Here is a 22,290-nt window from a genome sequence, read left to right on the forward strand (position 1 = left end):
TTTTCGCGAAGCACACTTATTTATTATTAAGCTCTGTTCCATACAGAACTTTTGTTATTCGATTAAAGGTTAAACGGAATCTCGATCCCTGCACTCACTCCAGCATCATCACTATTGCTATGGTTAGCATCGGTATACCAAAGCCCGGTATTCAGACGTACAGATTTATAAATATCGCCACTCCAGCCCAACTGTACGCCCTTCAACGTGTCGGCTCGTGGGAACGCTTTATTAATCCGTTGACTCTGTGAATTGACCTTAGCGTAAACCAGGCGCATGCTCCACCGTTGGTTCTCTTCCGTCACCAGTTCAATCTTCCCGGCATACAACTGACCATCTCCCCCCATCGCATCACCAAGTGGATAACCTTGCTGATAGTAGCCATCTTTATAGATAAAGTGGTTATAAATATACTTAGTGCGGCTCATATTACTGCGCGTATCGTGGGCTTCCAGGTACCAGTTAAGAGCGTTCTTACCAACAGCATGGTGTCCTTCAACTCCCCCCAGGAAGGTATTAGCCGAAGGCAAATAACCCGCTTCATCCTCACCAATCATTTGCCCATAGAAGCTAACAGGCCAGCCCAACGTCGGCTCTAACTTGAACTTAAAATCAAACCCGGCTAGTTGGTTACCCGGCTCATTTTCAGTTCCGGTGTTATCCTGCCCCGTAAAACCATCCCAGAAACTGCTCCAGGACTGCGGACGCCCCTGCCCACCCCACTGCATAATGCGCGACGCGCCCAGTTCCAGAGACTGCCAGGGAGCAAAGGTTAGACGGCCGCCAATGATTTTGGTATGTGGCACGGCGGTATACTGATTCATCTGCGCGGCGGAGATTTGATACTGCCATGGACCAATCCAACGTAGCCACCAGGTTTCCGGAGCGCTCTGATCAGCGCGCTGCATCATTACGCCAGTCATCGGGCGTGCAGCATCACCACGGATCAAACTGCCTTCATAACCGGGTCCCCACCACTGCGGGATCTGACCAAAGGAGAGCCACTGGTTCCAGACCTTCACGGCACCATAGGAATTATTGAGGTTATAGCGTGAACCGTTGCTGACGCGCAGGTCGCCTTCCACATTCCCTTGCAGATGAATATCCCACCACTCTCCGCTGTTGTTAAACGCCAGAGAGAATTCGTGATCGGCATATTGCGATTGGGCAAATCCCTGGGGAGTGCCCGGCTTATCCGTTGAGGTGTACCCCGTGACCCGGAGATCCGCTTTCAGGACATCAAGTCGCTGATAAACGCGCGCCAGAACGATTTGTTCGGAGGAGTAGTTAGGCTTTGCTTTCTTTAATGCTTTGTCTATCTCTTCCTGACTCAGAGGCCAGGTAGAAAGACCAAGACGTATCACACCGCGATCGGAAAGCCAGGCGAGATCGTTGCGCAGATCGTTATCCGGCAACAGCAGGCCAGCCGCCTGGCTGGCTGCAGACAAAGAGGTAAACAGACTTAATGCCAACGCGATGCGCGAAATTTTTTTCATTCTTTATGACCCATAATCATCCCTGTGACCTGGCTTAATGAGCCTGTAGTCAGGGGTAACACAGTAAAAAGAAGAAGACAGCCAGGATGTATAAATCTTTCCGGTGCCAGAACGCCGGTTCCTGACGGTATTTATGCTTTATGTAGAGTGCCAAAAGTATAGAGGGCAAACTTAGCCAACGTTCCCCGCCAGATCAAGTTTCCGGGCGGATAAATGCGTTTTTTAACCTATTGAAATGCTGATTAAAACGCACTTTTGAAACAGTAAAGTTAGTTATATTTTCCCTGCTATTAATCTCCCTGTGTTATGAACACGGGCAGGGTTAAGAATTGTGTGTATAACCACACATTTTTAGTAACCTGTGAAATAATTCACAAATTCAATGATTACCCAACCGAAACTAACTGCCGGGTATGATAAGAGGGAATCCTCTTGATGAGAACAGCGGAAGTGCAGCTAATGTTCCGATTTTGAGTACTGCGCAGGTACGCTACCGCCCCTGGCTCTACAGCTACCAGTACACTGGGTTTAAACCCTGAATATTGTTGTGACACCATAAAAGGGCATAATTATTGCAAAAAACACAAACTGAAACATCCCAAAAAACCGTTTTTGGGACAAATATTACGCTACTATTATTCCGAAAACACAAATTTCCAGGACAATCTTCTCTGTAGCGCTTTTTTTTCCACCAGAGTAATCACTATGTCCTAAGTCAAATTTCCGATCCATTCATAAAGCCAACATTCGCCCTAATGATTCCGCACAAAAAAAACAAACAACCATTTGATTTACAACGAATTTTTATTAATCAACAATAAATCAATAATTCCCGGGATTCTTTATATTTTACATCAGGAAATCCCTGGAATAACAGCGGGTTCGTAGCTTTTTCAAAGTGTTATCTGCCTGATGGGTGGCTAAAAAAATAGCGCTATCTCATTTATATAACCGATAGTCAAACCACGTATATCACTATAATAACGGTGTGATATTAATGTAATGAAATACTTACCTGATTAATTAACATTAATCTATATAATAAATATCTCTATGGCTTTTCTCAGGGATTATCTGATTACTCACAGTCACATGCAGCCCTCATAACGACAGCAGGCCACGATGCAAGTCTGCGCGTGTGTACGGTTTTTCCAGATTCCCCAGCGTCACAGCAAAACTTTCCAGCAAACTCTGGGTCGGTGCCTTCATTCCGGTATTGAACAGTAGCACCGGCACAACCAACAGCACCGTTAACTTCTCATAACCGATTAGCACAACTGCAGGATACCTGCGTTGTAGCAGGAAGAAAGCTACGCTTGCCAGCGCGCCAATCCCCCATCCCAGAATCACCTCTGACTGCGAATGCGCATTAACCATCAGGCGCGAGTAGCCCACCAGAGCGGCAACAAGATATCCCGCTACAACGGCGACTTTTTGAACACCAGAGCTAAAGCGGCAGCAAACCACCCACAGGAAGACAGGCCAGAACACCGTGGAAAGCGCGGTATGACCGCTGAAGCCAGTAAAATCCAGCTCGCGACTGCCAATACCCCAGCCCATAAAAAGCAGTTTAGAGACGCTGACCACCAGACCTGTCGCGCCAAATACCATCGCCCAGCTCAGCGCGATACGACGGCTCTGGTCGCTTAGCAACAAAACGGCGAACACGATTAATGACGCAGGTAGAAGCAGCGTACTGTCACCCAGAAACGTCACCCAAGTCCAGTTCATAACTCCACTTTCCCCTGCCTGATAAGCCACATAATGAATACCCTTTCTTTATTTCATCCATGTACGCTTTGCAGCGCAACCAATTAAGTCATTGATAGTTATATTTTTATCTTTTGTTATTATCGATAAACAAATGACAGCACAACAGTATAGACAGAAAAATCCGTCTACGCCTGGACTGTATAATGTATATACCTGGTATTGGTGGTTTTCGTATAGGAAAATCCTTATATCCTGGCACATACCTTTCACCACCCGCTTACAGCGAGCGGTATTATGTTATACGGTAAGTCTCCCTCTGGAGCAAAACAGACTGTCCACCAAGAACACCGACATTTCACTTAGCGTCATATAAAACCCCAGAAAAACCAGTATAAGCAGCATTAAATAAAACTAACCCTCGCCCTGGCAATGTTTAATCGCTAAGAAGCCATACGTTAAAAAACATCAATCTGAATTGCACCCGCATCGCCAGCAAAACCATCCATCAACAAATCCCGGTAGCTGGTATATGACATCTCAGAGAAATCTTATTTCCCGTGTTGATTATCTACCTAAGTAATTATACCCGTCAGGATATTCGTCCTAATGCCGATGCATAATGACAACAAATTGCCACGCGTCTGGGGGTAATCAATCGCTATTCATTGTCGGACACTATTAAACCAGAGTTAGCGCGGAATAGTTTGAAAACAAGCTATTACTTTTTCCGAAAATAAAAGGCATCCTGATACCAGGCCACAGATACCTTTCCTCGTAGCAGTGATAAGGGTCATTGTTGCTGGTAATCAGGCCCTGGGTTAACGCCGCTCCCACAGCCTGTCTCGCAAAAACCAGACCTGTCAGCAACTTCTCCCTGATTTTTCGCTGAATCTGTTTTAGTATCTCCGGGTCCTGCGGTTTCACAGGGAACGGTGGCGCAGCATTATCAAGCTGCAAACTCCGCATCTCAGGGCGACGCCGGTACGCTGATCGTGCCGGTGATGTCACATGAACCGCCCCGAATCAACTGAACAGAACACAACGCATGAGCACAACTGATAATTTAGATGCCCATACCCCCATGATGCAGCAATACCTGCGTCTTAAGGCCCAGCACCCGGAAATTCTGCTGTTTTATCGCATGGGCGATTTTTATGAACTGTTCTATGACGACGCTAAGCGCGCATCTCAGTTGCTGGATATCTCCCTGACCAAACGCGGCGCCTCTGCCGGTGAGCCGATCCCCATGGCGGGCGTGCCCCATCACGCAGTGGAAAACTACCTGGCAAAGCTGGTCAACCTCGGGGAGTCGGTAGCCATCTGTGAGCAGATCGGCGATCCGGCCACCACCAAAGGCCCCGTGGAACGCAAAGTAGTGCGTATCGTCACCCCCGGCACCATCAGCGACGAAGCGCTGCTTCAGGAGCGCCAGGACAATCTGCTGGCCGCCATCTGGAAAGACGCCAGGGGCTACGGCTATGCCACTCTCGACATCAGCTCCGGGCGTTTCCGACTTACCGAACCGGAAGACAGCGACACAATGGCGGCAGAGCTGCAGCGCACGAATCCTGCCGAATTGTTGTACGCAGAAGATTTTACCGACATGCGCCTGATCGAAGGGCGACGCGGTCTGCGTCGCCGGCCGCTATGGGAATTTGAAATCGACACCGCACGCCAGCAACTTAACCTGCAGTTCGGCACTCGCGATCTGACCGGTTTTGGGGTCGAAAACGCTGCCCGCGGGCTGTGCGCCGCAGGCTGCCTGCTGCAATATGTAAAAGACACTCAGCGGACAGCCCTGCCGCATATTCGCTCTGTCACCATGGAGCGCCAGCAGGACGGCATTATTATGGACGCTGCGACGCGCCGTAACCTGGAGATCACCCAGAACCTCTCCGGCGGAGTGGAAAATACCCTGGCCTCAGTACTCGACTGTACTGTCACTCCAATGGGCAGTCGTATGCTGAAGCGCTGGTTACATATGCCAATCCGCGATCGGCAAACGCTGCAACAGCGCCAGCAGGCCATCTGCGCCCTGCAGGACTATACCGCCGAGTTGCAACCAGTGCTAAGGCAGATCGGCGATCTGGAGCGTATTCTGGCCCGCCTGGCGCTGCGCACCGCGCGCCCGCGCGATCTGGCGCGTATGCGCCACGCCTTCCAGCAATTACCTGAACTCAGGGCACAGCTTGAAGGCATTGCGACGCCATCAGTACAGGCGCTGCGGGAAAATATGGGTGAGTTCATTGAGCTACGTGAACTGCTCGAGCGGGCAGTGATTGAATCCCCGCCGGTGCTGGTGCGCGATGGCGGCGTGATCGCCCCTGGCTATAACGAAGAGCTTGACGAATGGCGCGCGCTGGCGGATGGCGCTACTGACTATCTGGACCGTCTGGAAATTCGCGAACGTGAAAAACTGGGGCTTGATACCCTGAAAGTCGGTTTTAATGCGGTCCACGGATACTATATTCAGGTCAGTCGCGGCCAGAGCCACCTGGTGCCGATGAATTACGTGCGTCGCCAGACCCTGAAAAACGCCGAGCGCTACATCATTCCGGAACTGAAAGAGTATGAGGACAAGGTTCTGACCTCAAAAGGCAAAGCGCTGGCGCTGGAAAAACAGCTCTACGACGAACTGTTCGATCTGCTTCTGCCGCACCTGGCCGACCTGCAACGCAGTGCCGCGGCGCTGGCTGAACTTGATGTTCTGGCGAATCTGGCCGAACGGGCCTACACCCTGAATTATGTCTGCCCTTCCCTGAGCGACAAACCCGGCGTCAACATCACCGGCGGTCGCCATCCGGTAGTGGAACAGGTACTGAGCGAGCCGTTTATCGCCAATCCGCTCAGCCTCTCTCCACAGCGCCGTATGCTGATCATTACCGGGCCCAACATGGGGGGTAAAAGTACTTATATGCGTCAGGCGGCGCTGATTGTACTAATGGCCTATATCGGCAGCTTTGTTCCGGCGCAGCAGGCGGAAATCGGCCCGATAGACCGTATATTCACCCGCGTCGGCGCGGCGGATGATTTAGCCTCCGGGCGCTCTACGTTTATGGTCGAGATGACCGAAACCGCCAACATTCTGCACAACGCCACCGCCCATAGCCTGGTGCTGATGGATGAAATCGGCCGCGGCACCTCAACCTACGACGGGCTTTCGCTGGCCTGGGCCTGTGCGGAAAGCCTGGCGAACCGGATTAAGGCGCTGACGCTCTTCGCCACCCACTACTTTGAACTCACCAATCTGCCAGAGAAAATGGAAGGCGTCGCTAATGTGCACCTTGATGCTCTGGAGCACGGCGATACCATCGCTTTCATGCACAGCGTGCAGGACGGAGCGGCCAGTAAAAGTTATGGACTGGCAGTAGCGGCGCTTGCCGGTGTGCCAAAAGATGTCATCAAACGCGCGCGCCAGAAGTTACGCGAGCTGGAGAGTATTTCCGGTAATGCTGCCGCCAGCCAGGTAGACGGTACTCAAATGTCGCTGCTGGTACAGGAAGAGGCCAGCCCGGCCGTGGAGGCGCTTGAAGCGCTGGATCCCGACTCCCTGTCGCCGCGCCAGGCGCTGGAGTGGATTTACCGCTTAAAGAGCCTGGTATAGCCCCTGGCGCCGGAGCCCCCTCATCACCCGATGACGGGGCTTTTTACTGCGGCACGCCCCTTTGCGGCGAACCTTTCAGCTCCCACGGCAAACCCTGCCCGAGCGATGAGGAATACCATCATCCGGCGCTGGCGCGCCCTGGAGCGCTGGTCGAAGAACGGAAAACTTACCGCTGTCGGCAGAGGTTTTCCAGTACGTCATCGCACTAAACCCGGCAGGTGTACTGAACAGCACCTCTTCGGACAAAAGTTGTCGATAAAACAGAGCGAATGTCACTTTTCACCACCACAGTGGTCACAGCGCACATCGAAGGCGTTGGGAAACAGCGGCCCCCGGCCAGCACTGGTTGCGCACAGCGTCAGGCCAGAACAGCGCCGGTTCAGGCGCTAACGGTCCCGGCCCACTCGGCCAGCAACAGGGGGATATCCGCTTTCGCCAGTGCCTTACAGGCGCCTTCCGGTAGGCCGGTATCGGTAATCACCATATCGAACGCATCCATCGGTAGCGCCAGCCAGGTCGCCACCTGGCCGTATTTGGTGGAGTCACACAGCAGTACACGCTGGCGGCTGGCGGCGGCGATAGCCCGCTTCACCGCCACTTTATCTTCCGCCGGCGTCGAAATACCGCGCATACTCCAGGAAGAGGCGGAAATAAACGCCTGATCGATCAGTAAATGGCGCAACGCCTGGGCTGCCGCTTCCCCTACACAGGAGCGGTTTTCCCGGCAGACCGTGCCTCCGGTGTGAATAATTGTGCAATTGCTGTTATCCAGCAGAAAATTTGCGATGACAAAGTCATTAGTGACCACCGTCAGTTGCTCATAATCTGTCAGGTGCTGGGCCAGCGCCAGCGCGGTGGTACCGGCATCCAGATAGATGCAGCTTTCCGGCTGAACTCTGGAAGCCGCCAGACGGCCAATCGCCGCTTTCTGCGGTTCAGCCATGGTGGTTTTGTCCTGGCGCGAAGGCTCGTGCGCCAGGCGGCCGGGCAGTTGTACACCGCCGGAGACCAGCACCACGGCCCCCTGCTGCTCGAGCTTTTGCAAGTCGCGCCGGATAGTCATATGGGAAACATTCATCCGTTCCGTCAGTTCATTAATACTGACGATCCCGCGCTCAGCCACCATATCGAGAATAGTTTGTCGACGTTCTACCGGTATCAACGTGTTCTCCTTCCTTTGTTCCGGGGAAATTCTACGCTATTTAACCGGATAAGGCGTAGTGCCGCTGGCCAAATTCATCTGTTCACATTCACAATAAATCACAGTAAATGTTAATTTATGTGAACAAGAGCACCAAAGGCGCACAACAAACCGGCTATATTCACATTATAGAACAATTTCCAACTTAATTTCACAGGAGTAAGTACCATGGCAACACACGCTAGTTTCAATGTCGGTGTTATCGGACTTGGCTCAATGGGTATGGGGGCTGCCCGATCCTGTATTCGCGCAGGGTTAGCCACCTGGGGCGCCGATCTCAACCAACAGGCGCTGTCCGCGCTACAGGCTGATGGCGCTCAGGGTACCGCCGCCAGCGCCCGGGAATTTGCCGACAAGCTGGACGCGCTGGTGATCCTGGTGGTTAACGCCGCTCAGGTGAAGCAGGTACTGTTCGGTAACGGCGGCGTCGCGGAAAAACTCCGCCCTGGCACGCCAGTGATGGTCTCCTCGACGATTTCCGCCGCAGACGCCCAGGAAATCGCCTCCGGACTGGCGGCTTACGGTCTGGAAATGCTTGATGCGCCGGTATCAGGCGGTGCGGTGAAAGCCGCGGCCGGTGAAATGACCGTAATGGCCTCCGGAAGCGATATCGCTTTTCAGGGCCTCGGGCCAGTACTCGACGCTGTCGCCGGTAAGGTTTACCGCATTGGCAGTGAAATCGGGCTGGGATCGACGGTGAAAATTGTCCACCAGCTACTGGCTGGCGTTCATATCGCCGCCGGCGCCGAAGCGATGGCGCTGGCCGCCCGGGCCGGCATTCCGCTGGATGTAATGTATGACGTGGTCACCAATGCCGCCGGTAACTCATGGATGTTTGAAAACCGCATGCGCCACGTGGTGGACGGCGACTATACCCCCCATTCAGCGGTAGACATTTTCGTTAAGGATCTCGGTCTGGTAGCCGATACGGCAAAAGCGCTGCACTTCCCGCTGCCGCTGGCTTCCACGGCATTCAATATGTTCACCAGCGCCAGCAATGCCGGCTACGGCAAGCTGGACGACAGCGCGGTGATCAAAATTTTTTCCGGCATCAGCCTGCCGGGCGATAAGCCAGAGGAGAAAGCGTAATGTTACTGGGCGTCATTGCCGACGATTTTACCGGCGCAACCGACATTGCCAGCTTCCTGGTGGAAAATGGCATCTCAACCATTCAGCTTAACGGCGTTCCCGATGACAGCGTCACGGCAGACGCCAGCGCGGTGGTGATCAGCCTGAAGTCGCGCTCCTGCCCGGCCGAGGAAGCGATCGCCGATTCTCTTGCCGCTCTGCGCTGGCTGCAACAGCGCCAGTGTCAGCAGATCTACTTTAAATACTGCTCCACCTTCGACAGCACGCCGCAGGGCAATATTGGTCCGGTAACCGATGCGCTGATGGAGGCGTTGGGGACCACATTCACCATTTTTTCGCCGGCGCTGCCAGTCAATGGACGTACCGTTTACCAGGGCTATCTGTTCGTGCTCAACCAGTTGCTCGCGGAATCAGGGATGCGCAACCACCCGGTCAATCCAATGACCGACAGCTACCTGCCGCGGCTGGTGGAAGCCCAGTCGACCGGACGTTGCGGCGTGATTGCCTCGCAGGTACTGGATCGCGGCGCCGACGCGGTTCGCGAAGCGATTGCTCAGCTTCAGGAGCAGGGTTTCCGTTATGCAGTACTGGATGCCCTCAGCGAACGCCACCTGGAGGTGCAGGGCGAAGCGCTGCGCGATATGGCGTTGGTCACTGGCGGCTCGGGACTGGCTATCGGCCTGGCGCGCCAGCATGCGCCGCAGGGTAAAGAGAGCGAACCCGCTACCCGGGCCGGATATCCTTCTTCCGGACGCGCGGTGGTCCTTTCCGGCTCCTGCTCGCTAATGACCAATCGCCAGGTGGCGCATTACCGTCAGCAGGCGCCGGCGCAAAGTATCGATGTCGCCCGCTGCCTGGAGAGCGAATCCCGCAGCCAGTATGCCGACGAGCTGGCGCAGTGGGTGCTACAACAGCCCACCGCCCAGCTGGCTCCGCTACTGTACGCTACCGCTGATGCCGGGAGCCTGGCGGCTATCCAGCGCCAGTGGGGAGCGCAGCAGGCGAGCCACGCGGTGGAACAGCTATTTGCCGCCATCACCACGCGGCTGGCCGGAGCCGGTATCACCCGCTTTATTGTCGCCGGCGGCGAAACCTCCGGCGTGGTCGCCCAGAGCCTCGGTATTCACGGTTTCCACATTGGTCCCTGTATCTCCCCGGGCGTGCCGTGGGTGAAAGCCATTGCCAGCGATGTCTCACTGGCGCTGAAATCCGGCAACTTTGGCGATGAAGCCTTCTTTTCCCGCGCCCAGACGGAGTTCCCTGCATGAATACATTCGCAAAAGAAGAGCAGTCTTTGCGAGAAGAGATGGTGCGCATAGCCGCTTCTTTCTTCCAGCGCGGCTATGCCACCGGCTCAGCGGGCAATCTGTCCCTGCTGCTGCCGGACGGCAATCTGCTGGCCACGCCGACCGGCTCCTGCCTCGGTAATCTGCAGGCGGAACAACTGTCGAAAGTGACACTTCAGGGTGAGTGGCTGAGCGGCGATAAGCCCTCTAAAGAGGTCAAGTTCCATCTGGCGCTTTACCGCCATAACCCGGCTTGTAAAGCGGTGGTGCACCTGCACAGCGCCTGGTCTACCGCCCTTTCCTGCCTGGAAGGACTGGATACCGATAACGCAATCCGCCCCTTCACGCCTTATGTGGTAATGAGGATGGGGGATGTGCCGGTGATTCCCTACTACCGGCCCGGCGATGAACGTATCGCCACAGAGCTGGCGGCGCGGGCTGCGGAACATTCAGCATTTCTGCTGGCCAACCACGGTCCGGTGGTCTGCGGTTCCAGTCTGCAGGAAGCGGCGAACAATCTCGAAGAGCTGGAAGAGACCGCCAAATTGATTTTTATCCTCGGTGACAGACCGATTCGCTATTTAACCGCAGAAGAAATTGCAGTACTCAGGAGATAAACCTATGCCTCGTTTTGCTGCCAATCTGTCGATGATGTTCACTGAACTGCCGTTCATCGAGCGTTTTGCCGCCGCAGCGCAAGCCGGATTTCGCGCCGTGGAGTTTTTGTTTCCCTACGAGTATCCCGCTGAGCAAATCGCCGGCGAACTCAGGCGCCATCAACTCACCCTGGCGCTGTTCAACACCCAGCCCGGCGATACCGCCGCCGGCGAATGGGGGTTGTCAGCGCTGCCGGGGCGGGAAGAAGAGGCCCGCCGCGATATCGACATGGCGCTGGAATACGCGCTGGCCCTTGACTGCCGGCAGGTCCACGTCATGGCCGGCGTAGTGCCGCAGGGCGCCGACCCCGCCGCCTGCCGGGAGACGTTTATCGCTAACCTGCGTTATGCGGCGGATAAATTCGCCCCGCACCAGCGCCGCGTGATGGTAGAGGCCCTCAGCCCGGGAGTGAAGCCCGACTATCTGTTCTCCAGCCAGTATCAGGCCATCGCCATTGTCGATGATGTGGCACGCGATAATGTGTTCTTCCAGTTGGATACCTTCCACGCCCAACTGGTGGACGGCAACCTGCAGCATCTGATCCGTGAATATGCCGGGCGCTACGGTCACGTCCAGATCGCCTCACTGCCCGATCGCAACGAACCTGACGACGGGGAGATTAACTATCCCTGGCTGTTCCGGTTATTTGATGAGGTCGGCTATGACGGCTGGATTGGCTGCGAGTACAAACCGCGCGGTGAAACGACGGCGGGACTGTCCTGGCTGGCACCTTATCGCTAATTCACTAATTTAAAACAAATTTAGTAAATAACGATCTTTGCCCGGGAGGCGAAGACACCCTACTTATGCCCTGAAAAAAGGTTTTCACATGTCTACACTCGCTTTACTCAGCATTGCCGTTATCGGGGTGCTCCTGCTGTTAGTACTGGTGATCAAAGCCAAAGTGCAGCCCTTTATCGCACTACTGGTCGTCAGTTTACTGGTCGCCCTGGCCAGCGGAATTCCGGCCGGTGAGGTGGTCAAAGTGATGACCGCCGGCATGGGCGGGGTGCTCGGTTCCATCACCATCATTATCGGCCTGGGCGCCATGCTCGGCCGTATGATTGAGCATTCCGGCGGCGCCGAATCCCTGGCAAAGTTCTTCACTAACAAACTGGGGTCGGCGCGTACCGTCTCAGCGCTGACCATTTCCGCCTTTATCCTCGGAATCCCGGTCTTCTTTGACGTCGGATTTATTATTCTGGCGCCGATCATTTACGGCTTCGCCCGCGTCGCCAAAGTGTCGCCGCTCAAATTCGGCCTGCCAATCGGCGCCGTAATGCTGACCGTACACGTGGCGCTGCCGCCGCACCCGGGTCCGGTGGCCGCCGCGGGTCTGCTCAACGCGGATATCGGCTGGCTGACCATCATCGGGATGGCGGTGTCCATTCCGGTGGGGATTGTCGGCTACTATGTCGCCCGCTCCCTTAATCGCCGCAGTTATCAGCTCTCCGTTGAGGTGCTGGAGCAGGTTCAGCTCTCTCCGGCAGGTAGCGATAACCCGGCGCCGCTCACCGACAAGATTAATCCTCCCGGCGCCGGTCTGATTACCGCGCTGATCGTGATCCCGATTGCTATCATCATGGCCGGCACCGTATCCGCCACGGTATTCCCTGCCGATCATCAATACGCCGGCGTTCTGCAGCTTATTGGCTCCCCGATGTTCGCCCTGATGGTGGCGCTGGGACTGGCGTTCTGGCTGCTGGCGATGCGCCGCGGCTGGAGTCTGCAGCACACCAGCGACATCATGGGCTCGGCATTGCCTGCTGCGGCGGTGGTCATTCTGGTTACCGGCGCTGGCGGGGTATTCGGTAAAGTACTGGTGGAATCCGGCGTCGGCAAAGCGCTTTCCGCTACGCTCAACGATATCGGCCTGCCGCTGTTGCCCGCCGCGTTCATTATCTCTATCGCCCTGCGCGCCTCTCAGGGATCCGCCACCGTAGCTATCCTCACCACCGCGGGCCTGCTGGCGGACGCCGTTTCCGGGCTGAGCGAAATCCAGCGCGTTCTGGTTACGCTGGCAGCCTGTTTCGGCGGTCTGGGGGCATCGCACATCAACGACTCCGGCTTCTGGATTGTCACCCGCTATCTGGGTCTGTCGGTGGCCGATGGTCTGAAAACCTGGACGCTGTTGACCACCATTCTCGGCCTGGTCGGCTTTGCGTTGACGTGGATTATCTGGGCCATGCTGTAACCAACAAAACGCGGGAATGAATTCCCGTAATATACTGAAAAGCCCCAAAAGCATGCTTTTGGGGCTTTGTTATTAACGGAAGGCCCGGGCAAGCCAGACCCACGGGTTCAGCGCTGATTTTGTGCCAGCAGCGGCGGTACGGTTGGCACCTCCGGCGCATCGTCAATGTCTTGCTGCGTCATACGGAATGCCTGCGGGTAATGCTCACGGCTGGTACGACGCAGCGGTTCAGTATTACGCCAGGTATACAGACAGTGCTGGCACTGATATACCACCCAAACGTCTTTCACCGGAGACGTGGCCATCACTTCAATATGTTCATCAGCACAGCGTGGGCAAATCATAATCTCTGCTCCTGTTATTTACGGTTAGCCAGCATGGCGGTCAGTTTCTCTACCCACTGCGGGGTTTCCGGCAGATCTTTAACCGGCTGGCTGTAGTGACCACGCAGATCCGGCGCCACCGGCGTGGTAGCATCGATAATCAGCTTATCGGTGATCCCTGCCGGGCTGGAGCCGGGATCGAGTTCCAGTACTGACATATTGGGTAACTGCACCAGGTCCCCGGCCGGGTTCACTTTCGAAGAGAGCGCCCACATCACCTGCGGCAAATCGAACGGATCGACATCTTCATCCACCATGATCACCATCTTCACATAGCCGAGGCCGTGGGGCGTGGTCATGGCGCGTAGCCCCACCGCGCGGGCAAAGCCGCCATAACGTTTTTTCGTCGAAATGATCGCCAGCAAACCGTGGGTGTACATGGCGTTCACCGCCTGTACTTCCGGGAACTCGGCTTTCAGTTGCTGATACAGCGGGACGCAGGTCGCCGGCCCCATCAGATAGTCAATCTCGGTCCACGGCATCCCCAGGTACAGCGATTCAAAAATCGGTTTACTGCGACAGGAGACTTTATCGATACGCACCACGGTCATGTTGCGTCCGCCGGAATAGTGGCCGGTAAATTCACCAAACGGTCCTTCGATTTCACGTTTACGGCTTTCGATTACGCCTTCGAGGATCACTTCCGATCCCCAGGGCACATCAAAACCGGTCAACGGCGCGGTGCTAATCGGATACGGACTCTCACGCAGCGCGCCGGCCATTTCGTATTCTGACTGATCGTATTTCAGCGGCGTGGCGCCCATCAGGGTGATAATCGGATCGTTGCCGAGAGTGATGGCCACCGGCAGGTCTTCGCCGCGCTCTTCGGCTTTATGCAGATGCAGGGCGATATCGTGCATCGGTACCGGTTGCAGGCCCAGCTTGCGTTTGCCTTTCACCTCCATGCGGTAAATGCCGACATTCTGCTTTCCGAAGTGATCCGGGTCGAGGGGATCTCGCGATACCACACAGGCTTTGTCGAGGTAGAATCCGCCATCACCGTCATTAAGGCGAAACAGCGGCAGAATGTCGAACAGGTTAATATCCTCGCCGTCAACGCTGTTCTCCGCCCACGGCGGATTGGCGCGCCGCTCAGGCGCTACCGGGAAAGTATCCCAGCGCTGTATAAACGCATCTATCTGCTGTTTAACCGGCGTATTACGCGGTAGCCCGAGCGAAATCGCGTGGTTCTGCCAGGAGCCGATGGTATTCATTACCACCCGGGCATCGGTAAAACCGCGAATATTGTCAAACCACAGCGCCGGAGCGCCATCGCCGATACGCCCGCAAGCGTTCGCCGCCGCGGCTAGGTCAGGCTCAGCCTGCACCTCTTCAGTGATTCTCAGCAGTTGTCCCTGCTGTTCCAGCGCAGACAAAAAGCCGCGCAGATCGTCAAAAGCCATCGTGTTATCTCCGTTTATCTGGCAGGTTCCTGTGTTGACCTTGCCGTCTGAATACCTTCCCAGCGCCGGGCGTTGCGGGGGTCCAGACCAAACTGGTCAAGAACCCGCACCACAATGTGCTGAGTAACATCGTCAATGGTTTGCGGGTGGTTGTAATACGCCGGCATGGGCGGCACCATCGCCACGCCCATCCGCGACAGCGCCAGCATATTTTCCAGATGAATGGTGCTGAGCGGGGTTTCACGCGGCACCAGCACCAGTTTGCGGCCTTCTTTCAACACCACATCGGCGGCGCGCCCTACCAGGCCGTCGGCATAGCCAGCGCGGATCCCCGCCAGGGTTTTCATACTACAGGGGATAACGATCATGCCGTCAGTGCGAAACGAGCCGGATGAGATAGTCGCCGCCTGGTCCGCCGGGTGATGGACCACGTCAGCCAGCGCCGCGACCTCGCGCACGCTAAGGGAGGTTTCCAGCTCAATGGTGGTTTTTGCCCATTTCGACATCACCAGATGGGTTTCAACGCCGGGAAATTCTTTCAGCGCCTGCAACAGAGCAACCCCCAGCGGGGCGCCCGTGGCACCGGTGATACCCACAATCAAACGCATCGCTTACCCCCTGGTCGATACATCGTTCGTATACGAACAATATATCCTTCACCGGGAAAATGGCAAGTCGCGCATCACTACAGTGGCCAGCGACTGGCACAAAAAGTGCAATTTTCTGTAAAAACAACTTATCCCCGGGAAGGTTCGGCAATATCATGTGGGCGGTCTGAAACGCTGAATCGCGAGAGTTCGAAACCGAATGGAATTACGCAATGAAACCTTTCACCTGCTGCGTCATCTGTTCCAGCAGCACACCGCACGCTGGCAGCAGGCATTGCAGGATCTGACAAAGCCCCAGTATGCCGTTATACGCGCTGTCGCAGAGAATCCGGGTATTGAGCAGGTACTGTTGACAGAAGTGGCGGTCAGTACCAAGGCCACGCTGGCGGAAATGCTCAGTCGAATGGAAAAACGCGGTCTGGTGCGCCGGGAAAGCGATCCTCACGATAAAAGGCGTCGGTTTGTCTACCTCACCGCCCAGGGCAAGGCGCTGCTGGAAAGCTCATGGCCAAAGGGTAATGCCGTGGACGACGCTTTTCTCGGGCAACTGAGCGCGGCAGAACGCGCCGAATTTACCCGTCTGATTCGCAAGATGATCGATGAGTAAGGATGGCGCTGAATTAGCGCTGTAGAAGCTGGAATAAGACAAAGCGTCTTTCCGACGCCGGAAATGGAAATAAAAAAAACCAGTCAGCGTATTTAAAATCTGACTGGCTTTTATTTGTTTTAAGACGGTTTAATCGCGGAACAGCGCTTCGATATTTAGCCCCTGGACCTGCAGAATCTCCCGCAGACGACGCAGACCTTCAACCTGAATCTGGCGCACGCGCTCGCGCGTCAGACCGATTTCACGCCCCACATCTTCCAGCGTGGCCGCCTCGTAGCCCAGCAGGCCAAAGCGGCGCGCCAGCACCTCACGCTGTTTGGCGTTCAGTTCGAACAACCATTTAACGATGCTCTGTTTCATGTCATCGTCTTGCGTGGTGTCTTCCGGACCATTGTCTTTTTCGTCGGCCAGAATATCCAGCAGCGCTTTTTCAGAGTCACCACCCAGCGGGGTGTCTACTGCAGTAATGCGCTCATTGAGACGCAGCATACGACTGACGTCATCAACCGGCTTATCGAGCTGTTCAGCAATCTCTTCCGCGCTGGGTTCGTGATCGAGCTTATGGGACAGCTCGCGCGCCGTACGCAGATAGACATTCAGCTCCTTCACAATGTGAATCGGCAGACGGATCGTCCGGGTCTGATTCATGATGGCGCGCTCAATGGTCTGGCGAATCCACCATGTGGCGTAAGTTGAAAAACGGAACCCGCGTTCCGGGTCGAATTTCTCAACGGCGCGAATCAGCCCCAGGTTACCCTCTTCAATCAGGTCCAGCAGCGCCAGACCGCGATTGCTGTAACGCCGGGCAATTTTTACCACCAGACGCAGGTTACTTTCAATCATCCGACGTCGGGAAGCGATATCCCCGCGCAGGGCGCGACGAGCGAAGTAAACTTCTTCCTCTGCCGTCAGCAGTGGGGAGTAACCTATCTCCCCCAGATATAGCTGGGTTGCATCCAGGACACGCTGTGTGGCTCCCTGCGACAACAGCTCTTCTTCAGCCTGGTCGTTATCACTGGGTTCCTCTTCACTGAAGGCTTTCTCGTCGAAAACCTCTACTCCGTTCTCATCATATTCCGCGTCTTCACTTACTTCATGAACTTTCAGCGTATTCTGACTCATAAGGTGGCTCCTACCCGTGATCCCTGGGCAAAGCACCTGAAACTAAGCGTACTTTGCCGGTTTATCGCTGCGGTAAATACTGCAGCGGGTTGACGGATTTCCCCTTGTAACGAATTTCAAAATGCAAGCGTGTTGAACTGGTTCCGGTGCTACCCATGGTAGCGATCTTTTGCCCCGCCTTAACTTCCTGTTGTTCCCGGACCAGCATCGTGTCGTTATGGGCGTAGGCGCTCAGGTAATCATCATTATGTTTAATGATAATAAGATTACCGTAACCTCGCAGCGCATTACCGGCGTAAACGACGCGACCATTTGCGGTGGCGACGATAGACTGCCCTTTACTGCCTGCGATATCGATCCCTTTATTCCCCCCTTCAGAGGAGGAGAAGTTCTCGATAACCTTGCCCTCCGTCGGCCAGCGCCACGCGGAAACCGCCGCATCGCCACCTGACGAAGAACTGGTGGTGGATACTGTAGAGCTAACTGTCGGAGCCGTCACTGGCGCTGTGACCGTAGTCCCGGCGCTCTTATTATTAGGCAACATTTTGTTAGCACTTTGTTCACCTGAATCCTCAGAATACGTAATTACCGGTTGGGACGCAACCGTCGTGGAGGATTTTTGTGCAGGCGCAGGCGCGGGAGTGACTGGCGTGGTCACCGGTGCGGCGGCCTGTGCCGTGTTCTGGTTCGCCCCCAGTTGTAACGTCTGACCAACGGTCAAACTATACGGTTCGGGGATACTGTTGCGCTGCGCCAGATCCCGAAAATCGTTGCCGGTGATCCAGGCGATATAGAACAGCGTATCGCCGTGCTGCACGGTATACGTGCTGCCGCCGGTGTAGCTGCCCTTAGGAATATTGTCATACTTGCGGTTATAGACAATGCGACCATTCTGAACCTGCACCGGATCGTGCTGCAGCGCCGGAGACGGAGCCACCGGCTGCGCCGACGGTACCGGCTGAATTTGCGGAGCCTGCTGAACCTGCGGCGCGCTCTGCGCGGTACCGCCGGACATGGGCTGCGGCGGGGTGATGAGCATACCGCCGCCGGAACCGCCACTGGTTGCCGATCCGTTGCCGCCGCCGACGCTACTGATCGGCGCCTGATTATTATTGCCGGAGCAGCCGGCCAGCCACAGACTCACCAGCGACAGTGCCGCAACCCGGCGTAATGTGAATGTTGTGCTTCCCGCGCTCATGGTTCCCCCAAAAATAAATAATCACTGTAACCACACACGCAGTAGTTGCCGGCGCCGTCCCAACCGGGCCCAGCTACCATACGCTGAAATCCGCATAAAAATACCAGAAATATCCTGGCTTACGACAGCTCGCCCTTCACCAGCGGCACAAAGCGCACGGCCTCTACTGTGTCAATAATAAATTCCTCGCCGCGTCGGCGAACGCGCTTGAGAAATTGCTGCTCTTCGCCAACCGGGAGTACCAGAATGCCGCCTTCATCCAACTGCGACAGCAGCGCCGTCGGAATTTCCGGCGCGGCCGCCGTCACAATAATAGCGTCAAACGGCGCTCGCGCCTGCCAACCCTGCCATCCATCGCCGTGTCTTGTTGAAACATTATGTAAATCCAGTTGCTTCAGGCGACGGCGGGCATGCCATTGTAAATTTTTAATCCGCTCGACGGAGCAAACGTGATCCACCAGATGGGCCAGAATCGCCGTCTGGTATCCGGAACCGGTACCGATCTCCAGTACCCGCGAATCCGGCGTCAGCGCCAGTAGCTCCGTCATACGGGCAACCATATAGGGCTGAGAAATCGTCTGGCCGGAGCCTATCGGCAGCGCCACATTATCCCAGGCCGTGTGTTCAAACGCCTCATCGACAAACTTTTCCCGCGGTACCCGGGCAATAGCGTCGATCACCCGTTCGTCGCTAATCCCCTGAGCGCGCAGTTGAGTAATAAGGGTGTGTACACGCTTACTTACCATTGGTTATCCACCCCGGCTTTGGTTAACCATTGACTGACCACATCATGGGCGCCGTGAGCGGTTAAATCCACCTGTAGCGGCGTCACGGAAACATACCCGGCATCCACTGCCGCAAAGTCGGTATCCGGCCCGGCGTCGTATTTATCGCCCGGGGGGCCTATCCACCAGACTGTATTGCCGCGCGGATCCTGCTGCGCGATCGCCTTATCTGAGGGATGACGGCTACCGCAGCGGGTAACGCGTACACCTTTGATCTCCGACAGCGGCAGGTCGGGAACATTAATATTGAGGATTCTCCCGGTGCGCAGCGGCTCGCGGCCGAGGGCGCGTAAAATATCGCAGGTGACCTGCGCTGCGGTTTCATAATGCTCAATACCGTTAAGCGATACGGCCAGCGCCGGGTAGCCAAGATGCCGCCCCTCCATCGCCGCCGCCACGGTGCCAGAGTAAATAACATCGTCCCCCAGATTCGGCCCGGCGTTAATACCGGAAACCACAATATCGGGTTTCGGGCGCATCAGGGCGTTGACCCCCAGATAGACACAGTCGGTGGGCGTGCCCATCTGCACCGCAATATCGCCATTGGGAAAAGTAAAGGTGCGTAGCGAAGATTCCAGGGTCAGCGAATTAGAAGCGCCGCTGCGATTGCGATCCGGCGCCACCACCTGCACCTCGGCAAATTCGCGCAGCGCCTCGGCCAGAGTCTGAATCCCCGGAGCATGAACGCCATCGTCATTACTCAGCAATATCCGCATAGTCGCCCTGCGTGTCGATCAATTCCCTCACCACGCTGGTTGCAAAGCTGCCGGCCGGCAGCCAGAAACGCATTTCCAGCGTGACGTCATCCCACCAATCCCACGTCAGATCGCGCGGGAACAGCAGCATTGCCCGGCGCGCCGCTTCGACGCGCTCGCGGGCCAATAGCTGCACTAATGTTTCTTCTGCAGACAGACATTGCTGCTCAAACGCCAGCGCCTGGCGCTGTGCGCCCGGCTCGCCGCTCCCCGGCAGCGCAGCGGTAATCAACAGTTCCCGCTTATCGACGCGCTGTTGTAAAACCGCCAGTTCTTCCGGTGTCGCCACAAACCAGCTACCCCGGCCCGCTAATTGTAGCGCATCGCCGTCAACAACCTGATTAAAGTCTGTTTTTTTCAGTCTTTCACTGACGATATGATTAAACAACGCACTGCGTGCCGCCGACAAGGCAAAACTGCGTTTATTCCTGTCGCGGATCGGTTGGCCGTCCTGCGCCCAGCGGCGGGCGATGCTGAGATTATTGCCGCCATGGCCAAAACGCTGGCTGCCAAAGTAGTTGGGCACCCCGCCTGCGCGAATTGCGTTCAGGCGCGTTTCCACTTCATCGCGGCGGGTAATCTCGCGCAGCACCAGGGTAAAAGCGTTGCCTTGTAGCGCCCCCAGGCGCAATTTGCGACGATGACGCGCGTATTCCAGAACCTTGCATCCTTCAGGACTGAACGGGCTGAGGTCCGGCATCTCTTTACCTGGCAGCCTGACGCAAAACCACTGCTCTGTCACCGCATGGCGATCTTTCTGACCGGCAAAGCTCACTTCCCGGGCGTGAACGCGTAAAAACTTCGCCAGCGCATCGGCGACAAAGCGCGTGTTACATCCCTCTTTCAGGATACGTACCAGCAGATGCTCGCCTTCGCCGTCCGGAGAGAACCCGAGATCCTCCACCACAGTAAAATCTTCCGGGCTGGCCTTCAGCAACCCGCTGCCCTGTGGTTTTCCGTAACGCCAGGTGAGATTGGCTAAATCGATCATTTGGCGGCCTTATGCAACAGCGCGACGGCTTCACAGGCAATCCCTTCACCGCGGCCGGTAAACCCCAGTTTTTCGGTGGTGGTGGCTTTGACGTTGACATCATCCATATGGCAGCCTAAATCTTCGGCGATAAAGACGCGCATTTGCGGGATATGAGGAGCCATTTTCGGCGCCTGCGCGATGATGGTGACATCGACATTGCCGAGGCTAAAGCCTTTTTCCTGGACCCGCCGCCACGCTTCGCGCAGCAGGGCGCGACTGTCGGCGCCTTTGAACGCCGGATCGGTGTCCGGAAACAGCTTACCGATATCCCCCAGCGCCGCCGCGCCCAATAGCGCGTCAGTCAGCGCATGCAGGGCCACATCGCCGTCCGAGTGGGCCAGCAGCCCTTTCTCCCAGGGAATGCGTACACCGCCGACGATAATCGGGCCTTCGCCGCCAAAAGCATGGACGTCAAAACCGTGTCCGATACGTATCATGCCTGCTCCTTCGGGTTCAGTCTGGAAAGGTAAAACGCCGCCAGGGCCAAATCTTCCGGGCGGGTGACTTTAATATTATCCGCTCTGGCGCTGACCAGTTGCGGATGAAAACCACAAAACTCCAGCGCCGAGGCTTCATCGGTGATAGTCGCCCCTTCGTCCAGCGCGCGCTGCAGACAATCATGCAACAACGCCAGCGGAAACAGCTGTGGAGTTAGCGCGTGCCACAGATCCTCCCGCTCCACCGTATGAGCGATGGCGGTTTTGCCGGGTTCGCCGCGCTTCATGGTATCGCGCACCGGCGCGGCCAGGATACCGCCGGTCTTGCTGGAGCCGGTGAGCGCCAGCAGGCGATTAAGATCGTCCTGATGCAGGCAGGGGCGAGCCGCGTCATGCACCAGTACCCAGTCGGCCTGGCCGCAGGCGCGCTGCAGACCCGCCAGCACCGAATCAGCGCGTTGGGCGCCGCCGGTAACAACATCAACAAGGGGATTGGCCGCCAGCGGCAGCGTGGGAAACCAGCGATCGTCGGCGCTGATGGCGATAATGACTTTTTGCACCCGCGGATGCGCCAGAATCGCGTCTACCGCATGTTCGAGAATCGTTTTACCGCCAATAGTGAGGTACTGCTTGGGACATTCCGATTGCATCCGGCTGCCGATACCGGCGGCGGGCATCACGGCGATAATATCCGCACAAGAAGGAGCCATATGATTAGC

At 56.0% G+C, this 22,290-nt stretch carries 20 protein-coding genes; 7 read left to right on the forward strand and 13 right to left on the reverse strand.

Going from position 1 to position 22,290, the window contains the following annotated elements; genetic code table 11:
• Positions 1–62: 62 nt before the first annotated feature.
• Together AQ981_RS19705 and AQ981_RS19710 are read right to left on the reverse strand one after the other, a co-directional pair.
• Entirely contained in the window at positions 63–1,496 is a 1,434-nt protein-coding gene (locus AQ981_RS19705) for a capsule assembly Wzi family protein (RefSeq protein ID WP_058913467.1), read from the reverse strand.
• 1,101 nt (positions 1,497–2,597) lie between these two features.
• Positions 2,598–3,227, reverse strand: coding sequence for a phosphatase PAP2 family protein (locus AQ981_RS19710; protein ID WP_058913468.1), 630 nt, complete (start codon positions 3,225–3,227; stop codon positions 2,598–2,600).
• 1,027 nt (positions 3,228–4,254) lie between these two features.
• On the opposite strand from AQ981_RS19710, the gene mutS reads away from it, so the two are divergent.
• Entirely contained in the window at positions 4,255–6,813 is a 2,559-nt protein-coding gene (gene mutS, locus AQ981_RS19720) for a DNA mismatch repair protein MutS (RefSeq protein ID WP_058913470.1), read from the forward strand.
• A gap of 379 nt (positions 6,814–7,192) precedes the next feature.
• On the opposite strand, the gene ygbI is transcribed toward mutS, so the two are convergent.
• Positions 7,193–7,975 (reverse strand): DNA-binding transcriptional repressor YgbI, encoded by a 783-nt coding sequence (gene ygbI, locus AQ981_RS19725; protein WP_058913471.1) that lies wholly within the window; start codon positions 7,973–7,975, stop codon positions 7,193–7,195.
• Between the two features lie 207 nt (positions 7,976–8,182).
• On the opposite strand from ygbI, the gene ltnD reads away from it, so the two are divergent.
• The 5 genes from ltnD to AQ981_RS19750 all read left to right on the forward strand — a co-directional run bounded on the left by ltnD (position 8,183) and on the right by AQ981_RS19750 (position 13,240).
• Positions 8,183–9,103, forward strand: coding sequence for an L-threonate dehydrogenase (gene ltnD, locus AQ981_RS19730; protein ID WP_058913472.1), 921 nt, complete (start codon positions 8,183–8,185; stop codon positions 9,101–9,103).
• On the forward strand, positions 9,103–10,371 hold the full coding sequence (gene otnK, locus AQ981_RS19735; RefSeq protein WP_058913473.1) for a 3-oxo-tetronate kinase: 1,269 nt from the start codon (positions 9,103–9,105) through the stop codon (positions 10,369–10,371). Before ltnD ends, otnK begins: the two co-directional genes overlap by 1 nt.
• Positions 10,368–11,006, forward strand: coding sequence for a 3-oxo-tetronate 4-phosphate decarboxylase (otnC, locus tag AQ981_RS19740; protein WP_058913474.1), 639 nt, complete (start codon positions 10,368–10,370; stop codon positions 11,004–11,006). The genes otnK and otnC overlap by 4 nt, the downstream gene beginning before the upstream one ends.
• Before the next feature lie 4 nt (positions 11,007–11,010).
• Positions 11,011–11,787 (forward strand): HPr family phosphocarrier protein, encoded by a 777-nt coding sequence (locus AQ981_RS19745; protein ID WP_058913475.1) that lies wholly within the window; start codon positions 11,011–11,013, stop codon positions 11,785–11,787.
• Between the two features lie 88 nt (positions 11,788–11,875).
• Complete coding sequence (locus AQ981_RS19750) at positions 11,876–13,240, forward strand: GntP family transporter (protein ID WP_058913476.1); 1,365 nt, start codon at positions 11,876–11,878, stop codon at positions 13,238–13,240.
• Positions 13,241–13,347: 107 nt separating this feature from the next.
• Here the strand turns inward: AQ981_RS19750 and AQ981_RS19755 are convergent, their stop codons facing one another.
• The 3 genes from AQ981_RS19755 to AQ981_RS19765 are packed head-to-tail and all read right to left on the reverse strand — an operon-like array spanning position 13,348 to position 15,634.
• On the reverse strand, positions 13,348–13,584 hold the full coding sequence (locus AQ981_RS19755) for a non-oxidative hydroxyarylic acid decarboxylases subunit D (protein WP_058913477.1): 237 nt from the start codon (positions 13,582–13,584) through the stop codon (positions 13,348–13,350).
• A gap of 14 nt (positions 13,585–13,598) precedes the next feature.
• On the reverse strand, positions 13,599–15,026 hold the full coding sequence (locus tag AQ981_RS19760) for a non-oxidative hydroxyarylic acid decarboxylases subunit C (protein WP_058913478.1): 1,428 nt from the start codon (positions 15,024–15,026) through the stop codon (positions 13,599–13,601).
• A gap of 14 nt (positions 15,027–15,040) precedes the next feature.
• Positions 15,041–15,634: a non-oxidative hydroxyarylic acid decarboxylases subunit B gene (locus AQ981_RS19765; protein ID WP_058913479.1), complete on the reverse strand. Its 594-nt coding sequence runs from the start codon at positions 15,632–15,634 to the stop codon at positions 15,041–15,043.
• Between the two features lie 199 nt (positions 15,635–15,833).
• Between AQ981_RS19765 and AQ981_RS19770 the strand changes: the two genes are divergently transcribed.
• Positions 15,834–16,241: a MarR family winged helix-turn-helix transcriptional regulator gene (locus AQ981_RS19770; protein ID WP_058913480.1), complete on the forward strand. Its 408-nt coding sequence runs from the start codon at positions 15,834–15,836 to the stop codon at positions 16,239–16,241.
• Positions 16,242–16,370: 129 nt separating this feature from the next.
• Here AQ981_RS19770 and rpoS read toward each other — a convergent pair whose 3' ends face one another.
• From rpoS to ispD, 7 genes are all read right to left on the reverse strand, one after another.
• Positions 16,371–17,363, reverse strand: a complete 993-nt coding sequence (rpoS, locus tag AQ981_RS19775; RefSeq protein ID WP_058913481.1) for an RNA polymerase sigma factor RpoS — start codon at positions 17,361–17,363, stop codon at positions 16,371–16,373.
• A gap of 61 nt (positions 17,364–17,424) precedes the next feature.
• Positions 17,425–18,561, reverse strand: a complete 1,137-nt coding sequence (gene nlpD, locus AQ981_RS19780; protein WP_058913482.1) for a murein hydrolase activator NlpD — start codon at positions 18,559–18,561, stop codon at positions 17,425–17,427.
• Between the two features lie 119 nt (positions 18,562–18,680).
• Positions 18,681–19,307 (reverse strand): protein-L-isoaspartate(D-aspartate) O-methyltransferase, encoded by a 627-nt coding sequence (locus AQ981_RS19785; RefSeq protein WP_058913483.1) that lies wholly within the window; start codon positions 19,305–19,307, stop codon positions 18,681–18,683.
• Entirely contained in the window at positions 19,301–20,062 is a 762-nt protein-coding gene (gene surE, locus AQ981_RS19790) for a 5'/3'-nucleotidase SurE (protein WP_058913484.1), read from the reverse strand. Before surE ends, AQ981_RS19785 begins: the two co-directional genes overlap by 7 nt.
• A complete protein-coding gene (truD, locus tag AQ981_RS19795; RefSeq protein ID WP_058913485.1) occupies positions 20,043–21,092 on the reverse strand; it encodes a tRNA pseudouridine(13) synthase TruD in 1,050 nt (349 codons plus the stop codon). The genes surE and truD overlap by 20 nt, the downstream gene beginning before the upstream one ends.
• Positions 21,089–21,568, reverse strand: coding sequence for a 2-C-methyl-D-erythritol 2,4-cyclodiphosphate synthase (ispF, locus tag AQ981_RS19800; protein ID WP_058913534.1), 480 nt, complete (start codon positions 21,566–21,568; stop codon positions 21,089–21,091). Before ispF ends, truD begins: the two co-directional genes overlap by 4 nt.
• Positions 21,568–22,281, reverse strand: coding sequence for a 2-C-methyl-D-erythritol 4-phosphate cytidylyltransferase (gene ispD / locus AQ981_RS19805; RefSeq protein ID WP_058913486.1), 714 nt, complete (start codon positions 22,279–22,281; stop codon positions 21,568–21,570). Before ispD ends, ispF begins: the two co-directional genes overlap by 1 nt.
• Positions 22,282–22,290 lie beyond the last annotated feature (9 nt).

This window comes from Entomohabitans teleogrylli (genome assembly GCF_001484765.1).
Classification (GTDB): domain Bacteria; phylum Pseudomonadota; class Gammaproteobacteria; order Enterobacterales; family Enterobacteriaceae; genus Entomohabitans; species Entomohabitans teleogrylli.

Bases quoted from the DNA above. Each gene is read 5' to 3' on its own strand.
- AQ981_RS19705 (WP_058913467.1), bottom strand. From the start codon at position 1,496: ATGAAAAAAATTTCGCGCATCGCGTTGGCATTAAGTCTGTTTACCTCT.
- AQ981_RS19710 (WP_058913468.1), bottom strand. From the start codon at position 3,227: ATGAACTGGACTTGGGTGACGTTTCTGGGTGACAGTACGCTGCTTCTA.
- mutS (WP_058913470.1), top strand. From the start codon at position 4,255: ATGAGCACAACTGATAATTTAGATGCCCATACCCCCATGATGCAGCAA.
- ltnD (WP_058913472.1), top strand. From the start codon at position 8,183: ATGGCAACACACGCTAGTTTCAATGTCGGTGTTATCGGACTTGGCTCA.
- otnK (WP_058913473.1), top strand. From the start codon at position 9,103: ATGTTACTGGGCGTCATTGCCGACGATTTTACCGGCGCAACCGACATT.
- otnC (WP_058913474.1), top strand. From the start codon at position 10,368: ATGAATACATTCGCAAAAGAAGAGCAGTCTTTGCGAGAAGAGATGGTG.
- AQ981_RS19745 (WP_058913475.1), top strand. From the start codon at position 11,011: ATGCCTCGTTTTGCTGCCAATCTGTCGATGATGTTCACTGAACTGCCG.
- AQ981_RS19750 (WP_058913476.1), top strand. From the start codon at position 11,876: ATGTCTACACTCGCTTTACTCAGCATTGCCGTTATCGGGGTGCTCCTG.
- AQ981_RS19755 (WP_058913477.1), bottom strand. From the start codon at position 13,584: ATGATTTGCCCACGCTGTGCTGATGAACATATTGAAGTGATGGCCACG.
- AQ981_RS19760 (WP_058913478.1), bottom strand. From the start codon at position 15,026: ATGGCTTTTGACGATCTGCGCGGCTTTTTGTCTGCGCTGGAACAGCAG.
- AQ981_RS19765 (WP_058913479.1), bottom strand. From the start codon at position 15,634: ATGCGTTTGATTGTGGGTATCACCGGTGCCACGGGCGCCCCGCTGGGG.
- AQ981_RS19770 (WP_058913480.1), top strand. From the start codon at position 15,834: ATGGAATTACGCAATGAAACCTTTCACCTGCTGCGTCATCTGTTCCAG.
- rpoS (WP_058913481.1), bottom strand. From the start codon at position 17,363: ATGAGTCAGAATACGCTGAAAGTTCATGAAGTAAGTGAAGACGCGGAA.
- nlpD (WP_058913482.1), bottom strand. From the start codon at position 18,561: ATGAGCGCGGGAAGCACAACATTCACATTACGCCGGGTTGCGGCACTG.
- AQ981_RS19785 (WP_058913483.1), bottom strand. From the start codon at position 19,307: ATGGTAAGTAAGCGTGTACACACCCTTATTACTCAACTGCGCGCTCAG.
- surE (WP_058913484.1), bottom strand. From the start codon at position 20,062: ATGCGGATATTGCTGAGTAATGACGATGGCGTTCATGCTCCGGGGATT.
- truD (WP_058913485.1), bottom strand. From the start codon at position 21,092: ATGATCGATTTAGCCAATCTCACCTGGCGTTACGGAAAACCACAGGGC.
- ispD (WP_058913486.1), bottom strand. From the start codon at position 22,281: ATGGCTCCTTCTTGTGCGGATATTATCGCCGTGATGCCCGCCGCCGGT.